Source organism: Xanthomonas sp. NCPPB 3442, from assembly GCF_056725145.1.
In genome coordinates this window covers 1,957,077-1,977,362 of sequence record NZ_CM161514.1, presented here as the reverse complement: position 1 = coordinate 1,977,362, position 20,286 = coordinate 1,957,077, and the positions used below count along the sequence as shown (strand labels likewise).

Annotated in this window: 15 protein-coding genes; 13 read left to right on the top strand and 2 right to left on the bottom strand. The window is 66.4% G+C overall.

The window, feature by feature from the left end; all coding sequences use genetic code 11:
- The first annotated feature begins 225 nt into the window (after positions 1-225).
- The 13 genes from AC1POX_RS08590 to AC1POX_RS08530 all read left to right on the top strand — a co-directional run bounded on the left by AC1POX_RS08590 (position 226) and on the right by AC1POX_RS08530 (position 17,942).
- Positions 226-1,722 (top strand): JmjC domain-containing protein, encoded by a 1,497-nt coding sequence (locus AC1POX_RS08590; protein WP_372357003.1) that lies wholly within the window; start codon positions 226-228, stop codon positions 1,720-1,722.
- On the top strand, positions 1,719-2,651 hold the full coding sequence (locus AC1POX_RS08585; protein ID WP_372357002.1) for a GNAT family N-acetyltransferase: 933 nt from the start codon (positions 1,719-1,721) through the stop codon (positions 2,649-2,651). Before AC1POX_RS08590 ends, AC1POX_RS08585 begins: the two co-directional genes overlap by 4 nt.
- A gap of 180 nt (positions 2,652-2,831) precedes the next feature.
- The gene (locus AC1POX_RS08580) at positions 2,832-5,660 is read left to right on the top strand and encodes a 2-oxoglutarate dehydrogenase E1 component (protein WP_008571999.1); all 2,829 of its coding nucleotides are present in this window, start codon (positions 2,832-2,834) and stop codon (positions 5,658-5,660) included.
- Between the two features lie 42 nt (positions 5,661-5,702).
- Positions 5,703-6,917, top strand: coding sequence for a dihydrolipoyllysine-residue succinyltransferase (gene sucB, locus AC1POX_RS08575; protein WP_372357001.1), 1,215 nt, complete (start codon positions 5,703-5,705; stop codon positions 6,915-6,917).
- Positions 6,918-7,028: 111 nt separating this feature from the next.
- Complete coding sequence (gene lpdA, locus AC1POX_RS08570) at positions 7,029-8,471, top strand: dihydrolipoyl dehydrogenase (RefSeq protein WP_014089806.1); 1,443 nt, start codon at positions 7,029-7,031, stop codon at positions 8,469-8,471.
- Positions 8,472-8,684: 213 nt separating this feature from the next.
- Positions 8,685-9,278, top strand: coding sequence for an LOG family protein (locus AC1POX_RS08565; protein ID WP_029819100.1), 594 nt, complete (start codon positions 8,685-8,687; stop codon positions 9,276-9,278).
- A 266-nt stretch (positions 9,279-9,544) separates the two neighbouring features.
- Positions 9,545-10,147 carry an IMPACT family protein gene (locus AC1POX_RS08560; protein ID WP_008572004.1) on the top strand — a complete coding sequence of 201 codons (603 nt, stop codon included), beginning with the start codon at positions 9,545-9,547 and terminating at the stop codon, positions 10,145-10,147.
- A complete protein-coding gene (locus AC1POX_RS08555) occupies positions 10,144-11,913 on the top strand; it encodes an ABC transporter transmembrane domain-containing protein (RefSeq protein ID WP_109290661.1) in 1,770 nt (589 codons plus the stop codon). Before AC1POX_RS08560 ends, AC1POX_RS08555 begins: the two co-directional genes overlap by 4 nt.
- Positions 11,914-12,154: 241 nt before the next feature.
- The gene (locus tag AC1POX_RS08550; protein ID WP_011346962.1) at positions 12,155-13,054 is read left to right on the top strand and encodes a hydrogen peroxide-inducible genes activator; all 900 of its coding nucleotides are present in this window, start codon (positions 12,155-12,157) and stop codon (positions 13,052-13,054) included.
- Between the two features lie 89 nt (positions 13,055-13,143).
- Entirely contained in the window at positions 13,144-14,832 is a 1,689-nt protein-coding gene (locus tag AC1POX_RS08545; RefSeq protein WP_372357000.1) for an ABC transporter transmembrane domain-containing protein, read from the top strand.
- Positions 14,816-15,901, top strand: coding sequence for an efflux RND transporter periplasmic adaptor subunit (locus AC1POX_RS08540; RefSeq protein ID WP_372356999.1), 1,086 nt, complete (start codon positions 14,816-14,818; stop codon positions 15,899-15,901). The genes AC1POX_RS08545 and AC1POX_RS08540 overlap by 17 nt, the downstream gene beginning before the upstream one ends.
- Positions 15,898-17,301, top strand: a complete 1,404-nt coding sequence (locus AC1POX_RS08535; protein WP_046931948.1) for a TolC family protein — start codon at positions 15,898-15,900, stop codon at positions 17,299-17,301. Before AC1POX_RS08540 ends, AC1POX_RS08535 begins: the two co-directional genes overlap by 4 nt.
- Positions 17,302-17,747: 446 nt before the next feature.
- Positions 17,748-17,942 carry a hypothetical protein gene (locus tag AC1POX_RS08530; protein ID WP_008577231.1) on the top strand — a complete coding sequence of 65 codons (195 nt, stop codon included), beginning with the start codon at positions 17,748-17,750 and terminating at the stop codon, positions 17,940-17,942.
- A gap of 174 nt (positions 17,943-18,116) precedes the next feature.
- On the opposite strand, the gene AC1POX_RS08525 is transcribed toward AC1POX_RS08530, so the two are convergent.
- Entirely contained in the window at positions 18,117-19,238 is a 1,122-nt protein-coding gene (locus AC1POX_RS08525; RefSeq protein WP_122273089.1) for a prephenate dehydrogenase, read from the bottom strand.
- On the bottom strand, positions 19,235-20,131 hold the full coding sequence (pdxY, locus tag AC1POX_RS08520; RefSeq protein ID WP_372356998.1) for a pyridoxal kinase: 897 nt from the start codon (positions 20,129-20,131) through the stop codon (positions 19,235-19,237). Before pdxY ends, AC1POX_RS08525 begins: the two co-directional genes overlap by 4 nt.
- Positions 20,132-20,286 lie beyond the last annotated feature (155 nt).

Here is a 20,286-nt window from a genome sequence, read left to right as displayed (position 1 = left end):
GCGCACGCGGCGATCGGCGTGCGCCGATAGCGCCACCATGCCGCTCGCAAGGCCATCGACATGAAGAAGCGATTGGAAATGCCGACCAGCCCCGCAGCGGCGAACGCGAGCCGGCACGCTGCGCGCCGCACAGGTGGACATCCGGCTCGGGCAGTCGACAATAGGCCATTGGCGCCGGCCGATGCCGCGCACCACACTCTCTTCTACATCGTGTAAGGACCCCACATGGCCGTACGTAAAGCGACCCCACTTGCCATCGAAGTCCAGGCCCGTCCGGGACAGCCGCTTGGTATGCCGGTCGAGCGTTTCCTGCGCAATTACTGGCACAAGCATCCGCTGTTGATCCGCAATGCGTTCGCGGATTTCGCCTCGCCGCTACAGCCGGAAGACCTGGCCGGGCTGGCCTGCGAAGACGGCGTGCTGGCGCGCCTGATCAGCCACGACCGCGCCACCGACGGCTGGGACGTGCGCACCGGCCCGTTCCAGGAAACCGATTTCCCCGGCCTGCCCGACCACGACTGGACCTTGCTGGTGCAGGACGTGGACAAATGGGACGCCGACGTGCGTGCCCTGCTGGAGCACTTCAGCTTCCTGCCGCGCTGGCGCATCGACGACATCATGATCAGCTTCGCCGCCACCGGTGGTTCGGTGGGCGCGCACGTCGACCATTATGACGTGTTCCTGCTGCAGGGCCAGGGCCACCGCCGCTGGCAGATCGATGCGCGCACCGTCCAGGGCCGCAAGGCCACGCCGCTGGCGTTCCGCGACGATGTCGAGCTCAAGCTGCTGCGCGAGTTCAAGCCCACCCACGATTGGATGCTGGGCCCGGGCGACATGCTCTACCTGCCGCCGCTGATCCCGCACCACGGCGTGGCTGAAGACGCCTGCCTGACCTTTTCCATCGGCACCCGCGCACCGTCCTCGGCCGAGCTGATCGGCGATTACCTGGACACCTTGATTGCCGATGCCGACGAGGCCGTGCGCTATCACGACGAAGACCTCAAGGTGCCGGCCGACCCCTACGAGATCGACGTCACCGCGATGAACCGCGTGGTCGCTGCGCTCAATGCGCTGCGCATGAATGACCCCGACCGTCTGGGCGACTGGTTCGGCCGCTTCATGACCACCTACCGCGCCTCCGGCGACGTGGTGCCGGCGCCCGAGCCGATCCCGCGCGAAGCGGTCGAGCAGGCGCTGGAAGAAGGCGTGCTGCTGCACCGCCACCCGTGGTCGCGACTGGCCTGGCGGCGCGCCAAGCGCGGTGCCACGCTGTTCTGCAGCGGCCTGGAGTTTGCGCTGTCGGCCAAGGATGCGTCCCGGCTGGCGGCAGCCGAAGAGATCGACGGCACCTTGTACGCGCAGTTGTCCCCGCGTGGCCGCGAGGTGGTGCTGGAGCTGCTGGCACAGGGCCACTACCAGCGCGCCCACGAAGATGCCGAGGACGACATCGCAGACGACGACCACGCGCATGCCCTGAGCGTGTCGGCCGACCACGACGACCAAGGCGACCAAGACGCCGAGGACGACGCGCCGGAGGCGGACGGGGACATCGATACCGACGCCGATGTCGAACAGGTTGCCGACGCTGCCGACACCCCTGCAGAGGCGCTGGAGGCCGATGTCGAACCCGGCGACGCCGCCGAAGCCGAGCAGGAAGTCGACAGCGCGATCGCCGACGAGACCGATTCCGACGACAGCGACGACGCCACCAAGCCTGCATGAGCGCGCACGCCAGACCGCAGATCGTCACGCTGGACCCGGCCACCGACGCCGCGGCGCTGCGTGCGCTGCGGCCGGCCTGTGCCACCGACACCGCGGGCGACACCAGCGGTGTCGAGTGGGATGCACTGGACCCACTCAGCCTGCATCTGGCAGCGCGCACCGACGACGGCCAGTTGATCGCCTCGGTGCGGCTCACCGCCGACCGCCGTCTCGACCGGCTCGGCGTTCTGCCCGACTGGCGCCGCCGTGGCGTGGCGGACCAACTGCTCGCTGCCGCGGTCGACGCGGCACGGCAGCACGGCTGGCCCGGCCTGCACGCATGTCCCACCCCAGCTGCGGAAGCGGTCTTCGCGCGCCTGGGCTTTCTGCCCGACGCGCCCCCCCTTTCCTCACCCGAGCACATCGGCCAGGCCCACGATGCGCCCGGCACCGTCGTGCACCGTCGCCTCGACGGCCCGATGGCAGTGGACACCTTCACCGCAGCCCTGGCCGCCACCACCGGGCTGCTGTGCACCGCGCGCCGCCAGGTGCTCATCTACACCCGCGCCCTGGACCCGCCCCTGTTCGACAACGCGGCGGTGCTGGATGCGCTGCGCCGTTTCGCCACCGCCCGCCACGACAAGCGCGTACATGTCCTGGTGCAAGACACCGCCAGCGCTGCGGCCAGCAGCAGCGCGATGCTGCGCCTGGCACAGCGCCTGCCCAGCGTGTTCCGGTTCCGCGCGGTCAGCGACCCGGTCGATGCAAGTTTTGCATCGGCCTATGTCGTCGGCGACGACGCCTACTACTTTCGTCCAACAGGTCATCGCTTCGATGATGGCGAAACCTGGCTGTCGGGCGCAGCGCGCAGCCGCCAGTTGGAGCGCGAATTCGCGCAGATATGGGAGCGCAGCGCGCTCTGGAACGAGCCGCGCGCGCTCGGCATCTGACCCCACAGCGCCCCTCGCACGTAGGCGCGCGCGCAATTGGTCTACCCCGCCGGTCAGCTTGCAGACGCCCCCTCACTAGCGCAAGGGGGTATAATTTTTCGAGATTTGAGACCGACCGATGGGGCATCTCGCCCTGCCGCTTCCGCACAATCATCCCCACAGCAGACCCGACTTACCATCGTGGATAATCTCCTAAAGCAGTTCGCGCAGTCATCGCAGCTCGCCGGCGGCAACGCCGCCTATATCGAGGATCTGTACGAGCAGTACCTCGTCGCCCCGGACAGTGTCGATCCGAAGTGGAAGAGCTACTTCGATGGTTTCGAAGGTCGCGGTGCCGGTGACGTCCCGCATTCGGCGGCCATCGCCCACATCCTCACCGCTTCCAAGCAGGCTGCCAACGCCGGCACCGGCGCAGGCGCCAGTGACGAGCGCGAGCGCAATGTCGGCCGTCTGATCACCGCCTACCGCGCCCGTGGCCACCTCGGCGCACAGCTCGACCCGCTGGGCCTGGTCCCGCCGGTCAACCCGCCCGACCTGGACCTGCCGTTCCACAGCCTGTCCCAGGCCGATCTGGACAGCGAATTCAGCACCGGCGGCGTCGGTGGCCAGCCGCGGATGAAGCTCAAGGATCTGCTGACGCGCCTGAAGGCGACGTACGCCAGCAGCATCGGCGCCGAGTTCATGCACATCCAGGAGTTCGACCAGCGCCAGTGGATCTACAAGCGCCTGGAAGACGCCGGCGGCAAGATTGCCGGCGATGCGGCCAGCCGCAAGCGCACCCTGGAGCGGCTCACCGCTGCCGAAGGCCTGGAGCGCTACCTGCACACCAAGTACGTCGGTCAGAAGCGTTTCTCGCTGGAAGGCGGCGATTCGCTGATCCCGATGATGGACGAGATCATTCGCCAGTCCGGCAACGATCAGGTCAAGGACATCGTGATCGGCATGGCCCACCGCGGCCGCCTCAACGTGCTGGTCAATACGCTGGGCAAGAACCCGCGCAAGCTGTTCGACGAATTCGAAGGCAAGTTCGAGCATGCCCATGACGACCGCGCGCACACCGGCGACGTCAAGTACCACATGGGCTTCTCGGCCGACATCGCCGTTGGCACCGACAAGCAGGTGCACCTGGCGCTGGCCTTCAACCCCTCGCACCTGGAAATCGTCGACCCGGTCGTGGTCGGCAGCGTGCGTTCGCGCCAGGAGCGTTTCGGCGATGCCGAGCGCAAGAGCGTGTTGCCGATCCTGATCCACGGCGATGCCGCATTCGCCGGCCAGGGCGTGGTGATGGAGCTGTTCCAGATGTCGCAGGCGCGCGGTTTCGCGGTCGGCGGCACCGTGCACATCGTGGTCAACAACCAGATCGGCTTCACCACCAGCACCCGCGACGACGCCCGTTCCACGCTGTACTGCACCGACGTGGCCAAGATGATCGGCGCGCCGGTCTTCCACGTGAACGGCGACGACCCGGACGCGGTGATGTTCGTGTCCAAGCTGGCCTACGAGTTCCGCCAGCAGTTCAAGAAGGACGTGGTCATCGATCTGGTGTGCTACCGCCGTTGGGGCCATAACGAAGCCGACGAACCGGCAGCGACCCAGCCGGTGATGTACCAGACCATCCGCAAGCACAAGACCACCCGCGAGCTGTACGCCGCCAAGCTGGAAAGCGAAGGCGTGCTGAGCGCCGACGAGGCCAAGGCACTGGTGGACGGCTACCGCAACAAGCTGGATTCGGGCGAATACACCACCGAACTGGCCAAGCGCAAGCCGGACGAATTCGCCATCGATTGGTCCAAGTACCTGGTCGGAACCGCTGCCGATCCGGTGGACACGCGCGTCAAGCGCGACCAGCTGGACCGTCTGGCCAAGCTGATCACCACCATCCCGGAAGGCGTCGAACTGCACGCCCGCGTGGCGAAGATCTACGAAGATCGCGTCAAGATGGCTGCCGGCGATCAGCCCGGCGACTGGGGCTTTGCCGAAAACCTGGCCTACGCCACGCTGCTGGCCGAAGGCCACAAGCTGCGTCTGGTTGGCCAGGACGCCGGCCGCGGCACGTTCTTCCACCGTCACGCGATCCTGCATGACCAGAAGACCGACGACTACTATCTGCCGCTGCGCCAGCTGGTGCAGAACCCGGAAGACGCCACCGTCATCGACTCGTTGCTGAGCGAAGAAGCGGTGATGGGCTTCGAATACGGCTACTCCACCACCGACCCGAATGCACTGTGCATCTGGGAAGCGCAGTTCGGCGACTTCGCCAACGGCGCGCAGGTGGTGATCGACCAGTTCATCGCCGCCGGCGAAGCCAAATGGGGCCGCATCGCGGGCCTGTCGCTGTTCCTGCCGCACGGCTACGAAGGCCAGGGCCCGGAACACAGCTCCGCACGTCTGGAGCGCTTCCTGCAGCTGTGCGCGCTGGAGAACATGCTGGTCTGCGTGCCGACCACGCCGGCGCAGTGCTTCCACATGATCCGCCGCCAGATGCGCATGACCACCCGCAAGCCGCTGGTGGTGATGACGCCCAAGTCGTTGCTGCGCCACAAGCTAGCGGTGTCGAGCCTGGAAGAACTGGCCGACGGTCAGTTCCAGCATCTGATCCCGGACGCCAAGGCCGACGCGGCCAAGGTCAAGCGCGTGGTGCTGTGCTCGGGCAAGGTCTATTACGACCTGCTCGAAGACCAGACCAAGCGCGGCCAGGACGACGTTGCCATCGTGCGCATCGAACAGCTGTATCCGTTCCCGCGCGCGCAGCTGGCGGCCGAGCTCAAGGCCTACGGCAACGCCACCGATGTGGTGTGGTGCCAGGAAGAGCCGCAGAACCAGGGTGCGTGGTACCAGATCCGCCACCACCTCAACTTCTGCCTGGCCGGCGGTCAGAGCCTGCATTACGCCGGCCGTGCCCGTTCGCCCTCGCCTGCCGCCGGCCACATGGCCGACCACATCATCGAGCAGCAGAAGCTGGTCGCCGATGCGCTGCTCAACCCGTTCAACGACCAAGTCGCTGAATAACTCCTCTTCCCCAAAGAACGAAAACCCTAGGACGCTCCCCGAATGGCCACCGAAGTCAAAGTTCCGGTACTGCCCGAATCCGTTTCCGACGCCACCATCGCCAGCTGGCACAAGAAGGCCGGCGAAGCGGTCAAGCGCGACGAGAATCTGGTCGACCTGGAAACCGACAAGGTCGTGTTGGAAGTTCCTTCGCCGGTCGACGGCGTACTGAAGGAAATCAAGTTCGACACCGGCAGCACGGTCACCAGCAACCAGATTCTGGCGATCATCGAAGAAGGCGCCGTGGCTGCCGCTGCACCGGCTGAAGCCAAGAAGGCCGATGCACCGGCGCCTGCCGCTGCTGCGCCGGCCGCCGCTCCGGCACCGGCTGCCGCCGCCGCGCCTGCTGCTGCGTCCAAGTCGGCTGCCGATGCGCTGCCGCCGGGTGCGCGTTTCTCCGCAATCACCCAGGGCGTGGACCCGTCGCAGGTCGAAGGCACCGGCCGTCGTGGCGCGGTCACCAAGGAAGACATCGTCAACTTCGCCAAGGCCGGCGGCGTCGGCAAGGCCTCGGGCGCCCGTCCGGAAGAGCGCGTGCCGATGACCCGCGTGCGCAAGACCATTGCCAAGCGCCTGATGGAGTCCAAGAACTCCACCGCGATGCTGACCACCTTCAACGAGGTCAACCTCGCCAAGGTGTCGGCCGCGCGCAAGGAACTGCAGGACGAGTTCCAGAAGGCACACGGCATCAAGCTCGGTTTCATGAGCTTCTTCGTCAAGGCCGCCGCCAACGCGCTGCAGCGCTTCCCGCTGGTCAACGCCTCGATCGACGGCGACGACATCATCTATCACGGCTACAGCGACATCTCGATCGCGGTGTCGACCGACAAGGGCCTGGTCACGCCGGTGCTGCGTAACGTCGAGCGCCAGTCGTTCGCCGATGTCGAGCAAGGCATTGCCGACTACGCCGCCAAGGCGCGCGCCGGCAAGCTGGGCCTGGACGACCTGCAGGGCGGCACCTTCACCATCACCAACGGCGGCACCTTCGGCTCGCTGCTGTCCACGCCGATCATCAACCCGCCGCAGAGCGCCATCCTGGGCATGCACGCGATCAAGGAACGTCCGATCGCCGAGAACGGCCAGGTCGTGATCGCCCCGATGATGTACCTGGCGCTGTCCTATGACCACCGCATCATCGACGGCAAGGATTCGGTGAAGTTCCTAGTCGACATCAAGAATCAGCTGGAAAACCCGGGCCGGATGTTGTTCGGTCTGTGATGAAAGCCGGGATTGGTGATTCGGGATTCGGGATGGCGAAAGCATCCCGGTCTCGAGCATCCTGCGTTTTGCGAATCCCCAATCCCCAATTCCTAATCTCGTGAGCGAAGAATGAGCGAACAAGAACAATTCGACGTCGTCGTCATCGGTGCCGGTCCGGCCGGTTATCACGCCGCTATCCGTGCGGCGCAGCTGGGCATGAAGGTCGCCTGCATCGACGCGGCATTGGGCAAGGACGGCAAGCCGGCGCTGGGCGGCACCTGCCTGCGCGTGGGCTGCATTCCGTCCAAGGCGCTGCTGGATTCCTCGCGCCAGTTCTGGAACATGGGTCACCTGTTCGGCGACCACGGCATCAGCTTCAACGACGCCAAGATGGACGTGCCCACCATGATCGGCCGCAAGGACAAGATCGTGAAGCAGTTCACCGGCGGCATCGCGATGCTGTTCAAGGCCAACAAGATCACCCCGTACTACGGCTTCGGCCAGTTGCAGCCGGGCAACATCGTCAAGGTGACCCAGCACGAAGGCGGCGAGATCGAACTCAAGGGCACCAACGTGATCCTGGCGGCCGGTTCGGAGTCGATCGAACTGCCGTTCGCCAAGTTCGACGGCGACACCATCGTCGACAACGTCGGCGGCCTGGATTTCACCGCCGTTCCCAAGCGTCTGGCGGTCATCGGCGCCGGCGTGATCGGTCTGGAGCTGGGCAGCGTGTGGAAGCGCCTGGGCGCCGAGGTCACCATCCTCGAGGCGCTGCCGGACTTCCTGGCGCTGGCCGATGCCGAGGTTGCCAAGACCGCGCTGAAGGAATTCAAGAAGCAGGGTCTGGACATCAAGCTGGGCGCCAAGGTCAGCAAGACGGAGATCACCGGCAGTGGCGATGCCAAGCAGGTGGTGCTCAGCTACACCGACGCGGCCGGCGAGCAGACCCTGACCGTGGACAAGCTGCTGGTGGCCGTGGGCCGCAAGGCCGCCACCAAGAACCTGCTGGCCGAAGGCACGGGCGTCAAGGTCACCGACCGTGGCCAGATCGAGGTCGATGGGCATTGCCACACCGGCGTGGATGGCGTGTGGGCGATCGGTGACTGCGTGCGCGGCCCGATGCTGGCGCACAAGGGCTTCGAGGAAGGCATCGCGGTCGCCGAGCTGATTGCTGGCCTGCCGGGTCACGTCAACTTCGACACCATTCCGTGGGTCATCTACACCGAGCCGGAAATTGCCTGGGTCGGCAAGACCGAGCAGCAGCTGAAGGCCGAGGGCGTCGCCTACAAGGCCGGTAGCTTCCCGTTCGCGGCGATCGGCCGTGCGGTGGCCATGGGTGAGCCGGCCGGCTTCGTCAAGGTGATCGCCGATGCCGAAACCGACCGCGTGCTGGGCATGCACCTGGTGGGCGTGGGCGTGTCCGAGCTGGTGCACGAAGGCGTGCTGACCATGGAATTCAACGGCTCGGCCGACGACCTGGCGCGCATCTGCCACGCGCATCCGACGCTGTCCGAAGCGATCCACGATGCTGCCATGGCGGTGAGCAAGCGCGCGATTCATAAGGCTAACTGAGGCCGGGATTTGGGATTCGGGAGTTGGGATTCGCAACTGCGGTTCCCGCCTCTGACTATTCCCAGCCATGACATAACGCCGGGTAGATTCCGGCGTTAAGTTTTTCAGGCCCAGTCAGAACAGTCGTGCAACGTGCATTCCACGGCTTTCCAGATGACATCGACGCGGCGCGCCCCCGCTTTTACGAATCCCTACTCCCCAATCCCGAATCCCATGAAAAGCATCTGCGTCTACTGCGGCTCCAATGCCGGCAACAAACCCGCCTATGCCGAGCGCGCCATTGCGTTGGGCGATCGCATCGCCAAGCAGGGCTTGCGCCTGGTGTATGGCGGCGGCAACGTTGGCTTGATGGGCACCGTGGCCAATGCGGTGCTGGCGGCCGGCGGTGAAGTGACCGGGGTGATTCCGCAGCAGCTGGCCGATTGGGAAGTGGCGCACCGTGGGTTGACCACGCTGGAAATCGTCGGTTCCATGCATGAGCGCAAGATGCGCATGTTCGAGCTGTCGGATGCGTTCGTGGCCCTGCCCGGCGGCTTCGGTACCATGGAAGAGATCTTCGAAATGCTGACCTGGCGCCAGCTCGGCATCGGCAACAAGCCGTGCGCGTTTCTGGACATCGAAGGGTTTTACGCACCGCTGATTGGCATGATCGACCGCATGGTCGAAGAGCGCTTCCTTCACCCGGACCAACGCGCCGACCTGTGGTACGGCGCCGACATCGAGCAGATGCTCGAATGGATGCAGCATTACACCCCGGCGCAGGCGTCGAAGTGGATCGACGAGAAGCGTCGTTCCACCCTTGTGTAATCGAAGGCAGCCAAGACAAACGGCGTCTCACTGCGCGTCGGCTGGATTGCAGAGCGCGGCTCCCTGGTCGCCCGGCACACGATGACAGGCGTACGTAGCCGCTGCCGCGGCGTCGGCACGCACGATGCCACTGCCGGCGCGTCGCCCGCCGTCACTGCCACACTGCGCAGGTGCTGCAGCACGACGGCACGCGCACGGCGCCGTGTTGCCAGCTTGCAACGGCAGTCACGATGGCTGCAGCGATCGGTAGCACCGCCTCGCATAGAATGGCGGCGATGCTCGATACCCTCGCCGCTGATGCGCACCACAGTCTGGACATCAAGCACAGTCGCTTTGTGGCCCACGCTGCCGCATTGGATGCTCCCGCGCATGCGTTGGAGGTCGTGCAGCGCGTGGCAGTGCCGGACGCGACGCACAACTGCTGGGCCTATCGGTTCGGGCAGGACTACCGCTCCAGCGACGACGGCGAGCCAAGCGGCACCGCCGGCCGGCCGATCCTGGCCGCCATCGATGGCCAGGGCTTCGATCGGGTGGTGGTCGTGGTCACGCGCTGGTATGGCGGCATCAAGCTCGGTGCTGGCGGGCTGGTGCGCGCCTACGGCGGTACCGCGGCCGAGTGCCTGCGGCTGGCAACGCGACAGCCATTGATCGCGTTGTCGCTGGTGCAGGTGCAATGCCGGTTCGACGATCTGGGCCTGGTGCACGCAGCACTGGCGGCCTTCCATGCCGACAAACTGGACGAACGCTTCGATGCCGAAGGTGCAGCGTTGCGCGTGCAACTGCCTGCAGATCAGCTCGCCGGCTTGAAAACCCGCCTGTGCGACGCCACTCGCAATCGTGTCCATCTCTCAACCCCGGAAGCCGCATGACCGAGCCAGCCGCTGCACGTTCCAACCCGTTGCGGAAGCTGGGCAGCCTGCGCACCTTGTGGCCATTCGTCCAACGCCAGCGCGGCCTGTTCGCCGCCTGGCTGGTCGCGCTGTCGATTTCCGCTGCCGCCACACTGAGCCTGCCCGCAGCGGTCAAGCGCATGATCGACCAGGGCTTCTCCGGCGACTCGCAGATCAACCAGGCGTTCTCGCTGCTGTTCGCAGTTTCGGTCGTGCTGGCGTTGGCAACTGCGGCGCGCTTCTATTTCGTCGCCCTGCTGGGCGAGAAAGTGGTCGCCGACCTGCGCGGCCGGCTGTACGCGCACCTGATCGGACTGGACGCCGGGTTCCATGACCGCAGCCGCAGCGGCGAACTGGTGTCGCGCCTGTCGGCCGACAGCGAATTGCTGCGGGGGCTGATCGGCACCACCATGTCGGTGGCCTTGCGTAGTTCGGTCACAGTGATCGGCAGCATGGTCATGCTGTTCGTCACCAGCCCGCGGCTGGCCGGCTTCACCTTGATCGGCATCCCGCTGGCGGTGCTGCCGATCGTGCTGGGCGCACGCCGCCTGCAGAAGATTTCGCGCGCAAGCCAGGACCGCGTGGCCGACGCCAATACGCTGGCGGCCGAAACCCTGGGCGCGGTGCGCACCGTGCAGGCACACGCGCGCGAGCGTTACGAAAGCCAACGTTTCAGCACTGCGCTGTTTGCCGCCATCGATACCGCCAAGCTGCGCATCCGCACCCAGGCCACCGTGACCGCGGTGGCGATCATGCTGATCTTCGGTGCGATCGTCGCGGTGTTGTGGCTTGGCGCGCACGATGTGATCGCTGGCCGCATGACGCCGGGCACGCTCGGCCAATTCGTGTTGTACGCGCTGATCGGCGGCGGGTCGGTCGGGGCGCTGGCCGAGGTCTGGAACGAGTTGCAGCGTGCCGCCGGCGGCATGGGCCGGGTGAGTGAATTGCTCGACGAACAACCGGCGATCGTGGCGCCGGCCACGCCGCAGGCCTTGCCGCAGCCGCTGCGCGGCGCGATCCATTTCGACCGGGTGGTCTTCCATTACCCGCAACGCCCGGACGCGCCGGCGCTGGATGGGTTCGACCTGCATGTCAGCCCCGGCGAAACCGTGGCGCTGGTGGGCCCGTCCGGAGCGGGCAAGAGCACGGTGCTGTCGATGCTGCTGCGTTTCCACGACCCGGTCAGCGGCAAGGTGCGCATCGACGACATCGACCTGCGCGACGTCGACCCGGTCCTGCTGCGCGAACACATCGCGCTGGTACCGCAGCAACCTACGTTGTTTGCCGCCAGCGCCGCCGACAACATCCGCTACGGGCGCCTGCAAGCCAGCGATGCACAGGTGGAAGCGGCAGCGGCCGCCGCCGAAGCCGATGGCTTCATCCGCGCCCTGCCCCAGGGCTACGCCAGCGAACTGGGCGAGCGCGGCACGCGCCTGTCCGGCGGACAGCAGCAACGCGTGGCCATTGCGCGTGCGCTGCTCAAGGACGCGCCGATCCTGCTGCTGGACGAAGCCACCAGCGCGCTCGATGCGCAGAGCGAGCGCGCCGTGCAGCAGGCGCTGGAGCGGCTGATGGAAGGCCGCACCACGCTGGTGATCGCGCACCGCCTGGCCACCGTGCTCAAGGCCGACCGCATCGTGGTGATGGATGCCGGGCGCATCGTCGCGCAGGGTACGCATGCGCAGTTGATCGCCGAAGGTGGGCTGTATGCGGAGCTGGCGCGGCTGCAGTTCATCGACCAATGAGCGCCGCCAGGCGCCGTCGTTCCAGCGGTGGCACCTGGCGCAACCAGCGAAACGACTGCGCCCACCGCGATGCGGGCGCGGCCGGTGCTCGGAATCGGCATGCGCCATTCGTACACTGCGGTTACCGCGGCTCGTCCGCACTCGCCGGACGCGCTACCGCTGCACTCGCTAGCCGTACCTCGCCCGTCTTGTCTCACCGGCCATGCCGGCCGTGCGCTCCCACGCAATCCGATGTGACCCCATGCCCCGCCCCAGAACCACCCTTCGCCAGCTGAGCTATTTCGTCGCGCTGGCCGATACCGGCAGCTTCACCCGTGCCGCCGAGCAGATGGGCGTCTCGCAGCCATCGTTGTCGCAGCAGATCCGCGCGTTGGAAGCGATCATCGGTGCGCCGCTGTTCGAGCGCGGCGCGCAGGCGATCCTGACCCCGCTCGGTCGCGAGCTGCTCGACCGCGCACGCAGCATCCTGCTCGATGTCACCGATCTGGAAGAGGTCCGCGCCACCGCCGCCGATACCTTGATCGGCACCATTCGCCTTGGCGTCTCGCCCACGCTCGGCGCCTATCTGATGCCCAGCCTGGTGGCACGTCTGCATCGCGAGCATCCGGCCCTGCGCGTGCACGTGCGCGAAGGCCTGCCAACCGCACTCGCCGCCGACCTGAGCAGCGGCACGCACGATCTGGTCCTCGCGCAACTGCCGGTGGCCGGCCGCGGCCTGCACAGCGAGCGGCTGTTTCGCGAACTGCTGCATGTGACCATGGCGGCCGATCATCCGCTGCGCACCAAGGCCTGCATCACCCCGGCCGATCTGCGCGGTGCCAACTTGCTGACCTTGATGCCGGAATACCGATTGGCAGAACAGGTTGCCGCGATCGCCATGGACGTGGGCGCCAATGTCTTGCGCGATTACGAAGGCACCAGCCTGGACGCGATCCGCCAGATGGCCGGCATGGGCATGGGTCTTGCCTTGCTCCCGGACCTGTACGTGCGCCAGGAAATCCGCGAAGGCGACGATGTGGTGGTGCGGCCGGTCAAAGGCGGGCGCTACTATAGGGAGATCGGTCTGCTCTGGCGCCAGGGTGCCGGTCGCGCACCGGCCTTCGGTTTGATCGCCAATCTGTTGCGCGCGGTGGCTGCATAGGAAAATCCTATGCGGCACATAAGCGCGATGGCCTTGTTTGCGGGCCGGCAACTCGTCAATGCTTCACTGAACTCATCAACGGATATCGAATGGCGGCCAAGCGGATTGGATGGCGGGAAGCGGCGAGCTGGCTGACGGAAGTTGTTGGCCCGGACATGCCGTATGTGCGCCTGACCCTGGTGTACGGCGTTGCGATCAGCCTGCTGTCGCTGGCCACGCCGATCTCGGTGCAGTTGCTGATCAACAGCGTTGCCAACACCGCGCTGCCCACGCCGCTGTGGACCTTGTCCGGCCTGCTGCTGGGCCTGCTGCTGCTGGTGGCGGCACTGAGCGCGATGCGGGTGTGGGTGATGGCGCTGTTCGAACGTCGCCTGTTCGCACGCGTGGTAGCGGAAATCACCGTGCGCGCGGTACATGCGCAAAATCCGTTCTTCGCCGACCAGAACCGCGGCGATGTATTCAACCGCTACTTCGATCTGGTGGTGGTGCAAAAGGCAGTGCCCAGCCTGGCGGTCGGTGCGTTCACCATCGTGCTGCAGTCGGCGGTCGGCTTGATCGTCACCAGTTTCTATCACCCGTTTTTCCTCGGCTTCAATGCGCTGCTGCTGCTGACCATCTTCTCGATCTGGATGATCTGGTCGCGCGGTTCGATCCGCTCGGCGGTCGAACTGAGCCAGGCCAAGCACAACGCCGCGCATTGGCTGGAAAGCGTCGGCGGCTCCAACGGGTTCTATAAATCCAGCCGCCATCTCAACTTCGCCATGGATCGCTCGGAAAAGGTGACCGCTGACTATGTCGACCGGCATCGGCGCCATTTCCGCTACACCTTCACCCAGACGCTGGCATTCCTGCTCACCTATGCAGTGGCCAGCGCGGCGCTGCTGGCGCTGGGCGGCAGCCTGATCCTGCGCGGCGAGCTGTCGATCGGCCAGCTGGTGGCAGCCGAACTGATCCTGAGCGCAGTGTTCTACGGCATTGCACAGCTGGGCAGCTACCTGGACACCTTGTACGACCTGGTGGCCAGCGCGGAGGAGTTGTCGTTGCTGTACGCCATCCCCCAGGAACGCCCGGTGCTTGCCGCCGGCGAGGCGCCGCGCAACAGCGGGGTCCGCCTGGATGGGGTGGTGATCGAGGGCGCGCGTTTCGATTTCGCGCTGGAAGCCGGCGAGCAGCTGGTCACGCTGGCCGATGGCGGCGCCGAGCGCCTGCTGGCCATGGTGCTCAAGCGCCACGTCGTTCCCGACCGCGGGCTGGTGATGGTGGGTGGTGCGGACATGGCCACGTTCGATATGTACCTGCTGCGTTCGGAAGTCACCGTGCTCGACCGCCCGACCATCGTGGAGGTCACCATTCGCGAATACCTGGCGATGGCCTCGGCCGATGTGACCTCCGAAGCGATGCTGCAAGCCATCGATACGGTGGGCCTGCGCGCGCGCATCGCCGCGTTGCCGCAAGGCCTGGACACCCGGCTTGCCGCCTCCGGGTTCCCGCTGTGGATTGGCGAGGTCATGGCGCTGAAGCTGGCCAATGCACTGTTGGTGCGCCCGCGCGTGCTGATGCTGTCGCAGCTGTACGACCTGATCCCGGCCGAGCGCCTAACCCAGGTCCTGCGACGCTTGAAGGATGCAGGAACCACGGTGCTGCTGTGCACCGGGCGGCCGGAGGACATCACCCTGGATGGCTGGTTCCGGCTGGAGCCGGAGCGCCAGCAACGCTACGCCACACGCGCCGAGTTGATCGCATCCACGCAGGAGGTGCCGCATGCCGCACGCCCCTGATCGCATGGTGCATTTCCCGACCCTGGCGGCAATGCGTCCGCCCAGCATCGCCAAGGCGGTCGCCTGGATGCTGTTGATCGGCATCGGCATCGCCGCGGCGATCCTGGCACTGGCGCCGTGGGTGCAGACCGCCAGTGGCAAAGGCCAGGTCGTCTCGCTGGATCCCAGCGACCGTCAGCAACCGGTCACCGCCTTCGTGCCGGGTCGCGTCGAGCGCTGGTACGTGCATGACGGCCAGCATGTTTCCAAGGGCGACCCGATCGCGCGTGTCGGCGATCTGGACCCGGACCTGCTCACCCGCCTGGCCAGCGAGCGCGCGCAGGCGCAGGCGGAAATCGCCGCCATCCAGCAGTCGCGTGCAGTGGCCAGCATCGATGTGGCGCGTAGCAGGCAATTGCTGGCCGAAGGCCTGGCCGGACGCCGCGACTACGAGCTGACCCAGATCAAGGTGGCCGAAGCCGACGCCAAGCTGGCCGAATCGCGCGCCAAGCTGACCCGCATCGACATCCAGCTGAATCGCCAGTCTGCACAGCTGGTGCGCGCCCCGCGCGACGGCCGCGTGCAGCAGCTCAATGCCGCCAGCGGCAGCGCCATGGTCTCGCCGGGCACCGTGCTGGCGGTGATCGCGCCGGAACGGGTGGAACGCGCGGTCGAGCTGTATATCGACGGCCGCGACGTGCCGCTGATCCGCCCCGGCCGCCCGGTGCGGCTGGAATTCGAAGGCTGGCCGGCGATCCAGTTCAGCGGTTGGCCGTCGGTGGCGCACGGCATGTTCGACGGCCGGGTGCGCGCCATCGACCCCAACGCCGCGCCCGATGGGCTGTTCCGCATCCTGGTGGAGCCGATGCCGGGCAAGCCGGCATGGCCGGCGCAGGAATTCGCCCGCCAGGGCGGCAAGGTGCGCGGCTGGGTGCAGGGCGAAACGGTCAAGGTCGGCTACGAACTGTGGCGCCAGCTCAACAACTTCCCCTTGGAATTCGGACGGCGCCCGGCTGCGGCCACGCAGGAAGAGAGCAAGGCCAAGCCGGCCACACCCAAGTCCGAAGACGAAGCGACGGGTAAGAAATGATCGGCCGTCTTGTCGTCCTGTTGATCGCACTCTGCCCCGGTGCGGCATTCGCCCAGGGCGCTGCGCTGACGCTGGATGAGGTGCTGCAGTCCTCGGCACGCTCGGCACCGCAGATCGTCGAAGCGCTGGCGAAGGTGCGCCAGGCCGAAGGCAAGGGCATCTCGGCCGATGGCGCCTTCGATACGGTGTTCGACATCGAAGGCCGCTCGCGCGAGGCCGGCTATTACGACGGCAGCACGATCGAAACCGGGGTCAAGCGGCCGTTCGAAGAGAACGGCGGCTATTACTACGGTGGCTACCGCTCCTCGCGTGGCTCCTTCCCGATCTACGAGGACAAGTCCTATACCGATCGCGGCGGCGAAGTGAAGGTCGGCGCGCTATACGCGCTGCTGCGCGACCGCGTGATCGACGAACGCCGCACCAAGCGCAGTATCGCCAGCACCGATATCGATGTGGCCAAGTACGAAGCGGAAATGGTGGCCATCGGCGTGCAGCGGCGCGCCGTGGATGCCTACCAGAACTGGGTCGCCGCCGGGCTGAAGTTGCGCGCCTACAACGAGCTGCTGCAACTGGCCGAGCAACGGCGCAATGCGATTTCGCGCCAGGTCACGCTCGGTGCGCGCCCCACCATCCTGCTGACCGAAAACGACCAGAATCTGGTGCGTCGTCGCGCCTTGGTGGTGCGCGCGGAACAGGACTTCGCCAACGCGGCCAACGCCTTGTCGCTGTATTTGCGCGATGACGCCGGCATGCCGCTGATCGTGTCCGCCGAACGCCTGCCGGCCGACACCTCGGCGCTGGAAGGACTGGCCGGCGCCAGCAAGATCACCGCGCCGGTGGAGCGCCCGGATTACCGCGCCGTGCTGACCCGCATCGACCAGGCCACCGCACGGCTGATGCTGGCCCAGAACGATCTCAAACCACGCCTGGATGTCAGCGTGGAAGTCAGCAAGGATCTGGGCCCGCCCGGCGTCGGCGGCCCGAACCGGTCGCTGACCGACGCCATCATCGGCTTCCGTTTCAGCGTGCCGCTGGAAAACCGCGCCGCCAGGGGCCGCGTGGCCGAAGCGCGTGCCGAGATCGAAGCGCTGGATCAGCGCAGCCGTTTTCTACGCGACCAGATTTCGATCGAGGTCGAATCGATCGTCATCTCGCTCAATGCCGCCGAGCGGCTGGCCAAGATCGCCGATGAGGAACGCGGCTTGGCAGACCGCCTGGCCGCGGCCGAGCGGCGGCGCTTCGAGCTGGGCTCGGGTGACTTTTTCCTGGTCAACCAGCGCGAGGAAACCGCCAACGACGCGCGCGTACGCCTGATCGATGCGCAGGCGCGCATCGCCTCTGCGCGTGCCGAACTGGCGGCGGCCACCGCCGACCGGGATGCCTTGCAGTTGAGTCGTTGACCGCTCGGCTGCGCGCCGGGCAGGCGGTGATGCCGGGCAATCGCGCGGTTGTGCGAGTGACTTGGCGATGCCGCAGCAGCATCCCTGGATTCAAGCAAAGCCTACGCAGCGCACGCACGTACGCAACCGTCACGCAGGTGGCTGGCTGATGACGCCCAGCGACGCTTCAGCGCGCTTGGCGCGTGGTCGAACCCGAGGTTGCAGCTGCCTGCCCCATCACTCCCAGGCAGCCGTCCATGCCACGCACGCGTACTCAGCCGCTTGTCGGCGTGGCCAAACACTGTCGCCACCGCGCCTGACGAGCTCAACCAGCAGGGCTCGCACACCTCACCGCATATCGACATCTGGGTAACACCTGCATGCGCATGCTCGCCATACCGGCTCGGCGCCGGGCGTGCAGTCCATCGCGATCTGCACTGCAAACTCAGGAACTTTCGGAGGTGCGTATGTCTTTCCGGCAATTTCCCGCAATCGGTGCAGATGGCGAGCCTTACGTCATCATCGAATTTCGCGACGAGCAACAACCGCGCGCAAACCCGCAGTCGGCACCGCGTTACGAGCTTCCCGACGGTCGACATCTGCAACGTCAGGGGCAGCGGTTTGTGACCGACGGCGGCGAGCTACGCCTTTCCGCGCTTTAGGTACGGCAGCCAAACCCGCGCGTCGTCACCTCACAGCCTGGTCAAATTTTGACCACCCACTGCCCGACCCTTGCGCTGCAAGGGCCGTGCGCAGTTATCCACACGCTTGTGCAAGTTTCATCCACACCTTGTGTGGATGAAATCGACCGCGTTGGGGCGGGCTTGGTCACGCCACTAGCTGCCGGAACGCTCCAGCACCCGGCCGATCCCGCTTCGGTCGATCTCGGTCGCTGCCTGCGCCAATGCGGCACGATCGCTCGCCACCTCAAAGCCGATCCGGAAATGCAGTTCGCCAACCGGCGTGCGCGACGAGTGGATCGAAGACAGGTTCACTCCATGCCGCTCGAACACATGCAGCAAGGCGCGCAGCGAGCCGGGCTGGTCTTCGGGCAGATACACGCTCAGTGTCAGCGGCTCGGTGAGATCGGCCAGCAGGTAGCCCACGCGCTCGTAGGTGTAATTGCCTGCCGCAAGCGCGTCGTGCTGCAAGGCTTGCGCGTTGTCGTGCAGGAACTGGGTGCGGAACTGCGCACGCGCAGCATCGTCGCCCCGCGCCACCAAGGCACGCAGTTGCTGCAGCTGCTGCAGCAACCGGTCGAGCATCTCGCCCACATACGGGTTGCCGAACTGGATGTCTTCGTAGATCGAGGGGTTCAGCGAGAGAATGCGCGCGATCACCGCGGTATCCAGTTCGAACGATGCCGAGCGGTACGGCATCAGTGCGCGCAGCTCGCCCAGCAGCGGTGCGTAGTCGCGCAGGGTGCCGGCCTGCGCCAGGTGAGTGGCGTGTACCATCGCCTGCACCAGCGCCATCACGCGGTCATGGTGCTCCGGCGTTGCATACACGCATTCGGCCTGCAGCGCGCTGCACAAGTTCTGCACCCACGCCGACCAGCGCTGCAGCCGCCCTTCGCAGACCACCATCACGCGCCCTTTCAAGGTCGGCGATTTTGGCGGTGCGGTCATCGGATGCAGGCCGACCACGTCCGCCTGCGAGGTCAGCATTGCCGCGACCGGTGCCTGTTTGATCGAGGTGACATCCAGCCACAGCTGCGCGGCAGCGCGTGCGCCGGCGAGTGCCACATACCGCTCGATCAATGCGGCGGTATGGCGAATCGGCGCGGCGAAAATCAGTACGTCAGCACGCTGCGCCAGTGTGGCTTCGTCCATGCTGCCGCTGTCGGCCGGATCGAACCCGATCACGTCCAGCTGCATGCGCGTGCGCAGGAACTGCGCCAGCCAGCGCCCGTACGCGCCGGCGATGCCGACGATGCCGACCACCGGCTGCGCGATCATGCCAATCGCTCGACGGCAAATCGCGGCGTCCCAGCAAGTGCGGCCGGCGCCGCGGCCAGCACGTCGAACTCCTCGAAACCTGCGGCCAGCGTCGCTTCCAGCGCGCCATGCACGCCGCTGAGCGCGTGTCCCACCGCCTGCTCGAACGGCACATCGCGCAACAGAAAGCCAATCAGCACATCGCCGGTGCCTGCCACATCGACCGGCAGGTGCGGGCTGGCCCAGCGATACACCGCCGCATCGCTGACTGCCAAGGTCACCAGCTCACCTGCGGCACCGGCCACGCTGTGTGCAAGTACCCATTGCGGCCCACGCGCCAGCAACTCGCGCGCGGCGGCGATGGCCTCGTCCTGCTGCAGGCTCGGCAAACCGGTCAACCGCCCCAACTCGAACGCGTTGGGCGTCACCAGCCAGGCGTGCGGCAGCAGACGCTCGGCGAACACGCGCTCCAGCCCGGGTTCCACATATGGGCCGGTGTGCGTGTCGCCAATCACCGGGTCCAGGCAATAACGCAGCTGCGGGGCCTGCGGCAAGGTCTGCTCCAGCCAGTCGGCGAAGGCTTCGCCGTTGGCCAGGCTGCCGAAATAGCCGGACACCAGCATGCGTGCACGCTGCGGCAAGCCACGTTCGGTGGCGCCCAGCAACAAATCCGCCAGCCAGTCGGCTGGCAGGATGCGCCCGCGCAGGGTCGCGTAAAACGGCGCGTTGCTCAGCAACGTGGTGGGTACTTCGGCCACACGCAGTCCCAGCGCGCGCAGCGGCGGCACCGCAGCGCTGTTGCCGGCATGGCCATAGACCAATTGCGATTGCACCGAAATCACGTCGATCGGCGAAGGGCCGTCCGGACGCTGGCGGCGACCATGGACGAGGTGGCTGTCGGTTGCATCGCTCATGCGGGCGACCATGCTGGAGAGATGGCACCGATTATCCGCGTAACCTTGCCAGGATGTCGTGGAGGAACGGCACCACCGGCAGTGGGCGCTGCTGAACAGCACGCCCCTGGTCTTGAACACATCACGGCCAGATGCCCAAGCCCGCCGGCGCAGCG

Bases quoted from the DNA above. Each gene is read 5' to 3' on its own strand.
- AC1POX_RS08590 (WP_372357003.1), top strand. From the start codon at position 226: ATGGCCGTACGTAAAGCGACCCCACTTGCCATCGAAGTCCAGGCCCGT.
- AC1POX_RS08585 (WP_372357002.1), top strand. From the start codon at position 1,719: ATGAGCGCGCACGCCAGACCGCAGATCGTCACGCTGGACCCGGCCACC.
- sucB (WP_372357001.1), top strand. From the start codon at position 5,703: ATGGCCACCGAAGTCAAAGTTCCGGTACTGCCCGAATCCGTTTCCGAC.
- lpdA (WP_014089806.1), top strand. From the start codon at position 7,029: ATGAGCGAACAAGAACAATTCGACGTCGTCGTCATCGGTGCCGGTCCG.
- AC1POX_RS08565 (WP_029819100.1), top strand. From the start codon at position 8,685: ATGAAAAGCATCTGCGTCTACTGCGGCTCCAATGCCGGCAACAAACCC.
- AC1POX_RS08560 (WP_008572004.1), top strand. From the start codon at position 9,545: ATGGCGGCGATGCTCGATACCCTCGCCGCTGATGCGCACCACAGTCTG.
- AC1POX_RS08555 (WP_109290661.1), top strand. From the start codon at position 10,144: ATGACCGAGCCAGCCGCTGCACGTTCCAACCCGTTGCGGAAGCTGGGC.
- AC1POX_RS08550 (WP_011346962.1), top strand. From the start codon at position 12,155: ATGCCCCGCCCCAGAACCACCCTTCGCCAGCTGAGCTATTTCGTCGCG.
- AC1POX_RS08545 (WP_372357000.1), top strand. From the start codon at position 13,144: ATGGCGGCCAAGCGGATTGGATGGCGGGAAGCGGCGAGCTGGCTGACG.
- AC1POX_RS08540 (WP_372356999.1), top strand. From the start codon at position 14,816: ATGCCGCACGCCCCTGATCGCATGGTGCATTTCCCGACCCTGGCGGCA.
- AC1POX_RS08535 (WP_046931948.1), top strand. From the start codon at position 15,898: ATGATCGGCCGTCTTGTCGTCCTGTTGATCGCACTCTGCCCCGGTGCG.
- AC1POX_RS08530 (WP_008577231.1), top strand. From the start codon at position 17,748: ATGTCTTTCCGGCAATTTCCCGCAATCGGTGCAGATGGCGAGCCTTAC.
- AC1POX_RS08525 (WP_122273089.1), bottom strand. From the start codon at position 19,238: ATGATCGCGCAGCCGGTGGTCGGCATCGTCGGCATCGCCGGCGCGTAC.
- pdxY (WP_372356998.1), bottom strand. From the start codon at position 20,131: ATGAGCGATGCAACCGACAGCCACCTCGTCCATGGTCGCCGCCAGCGT.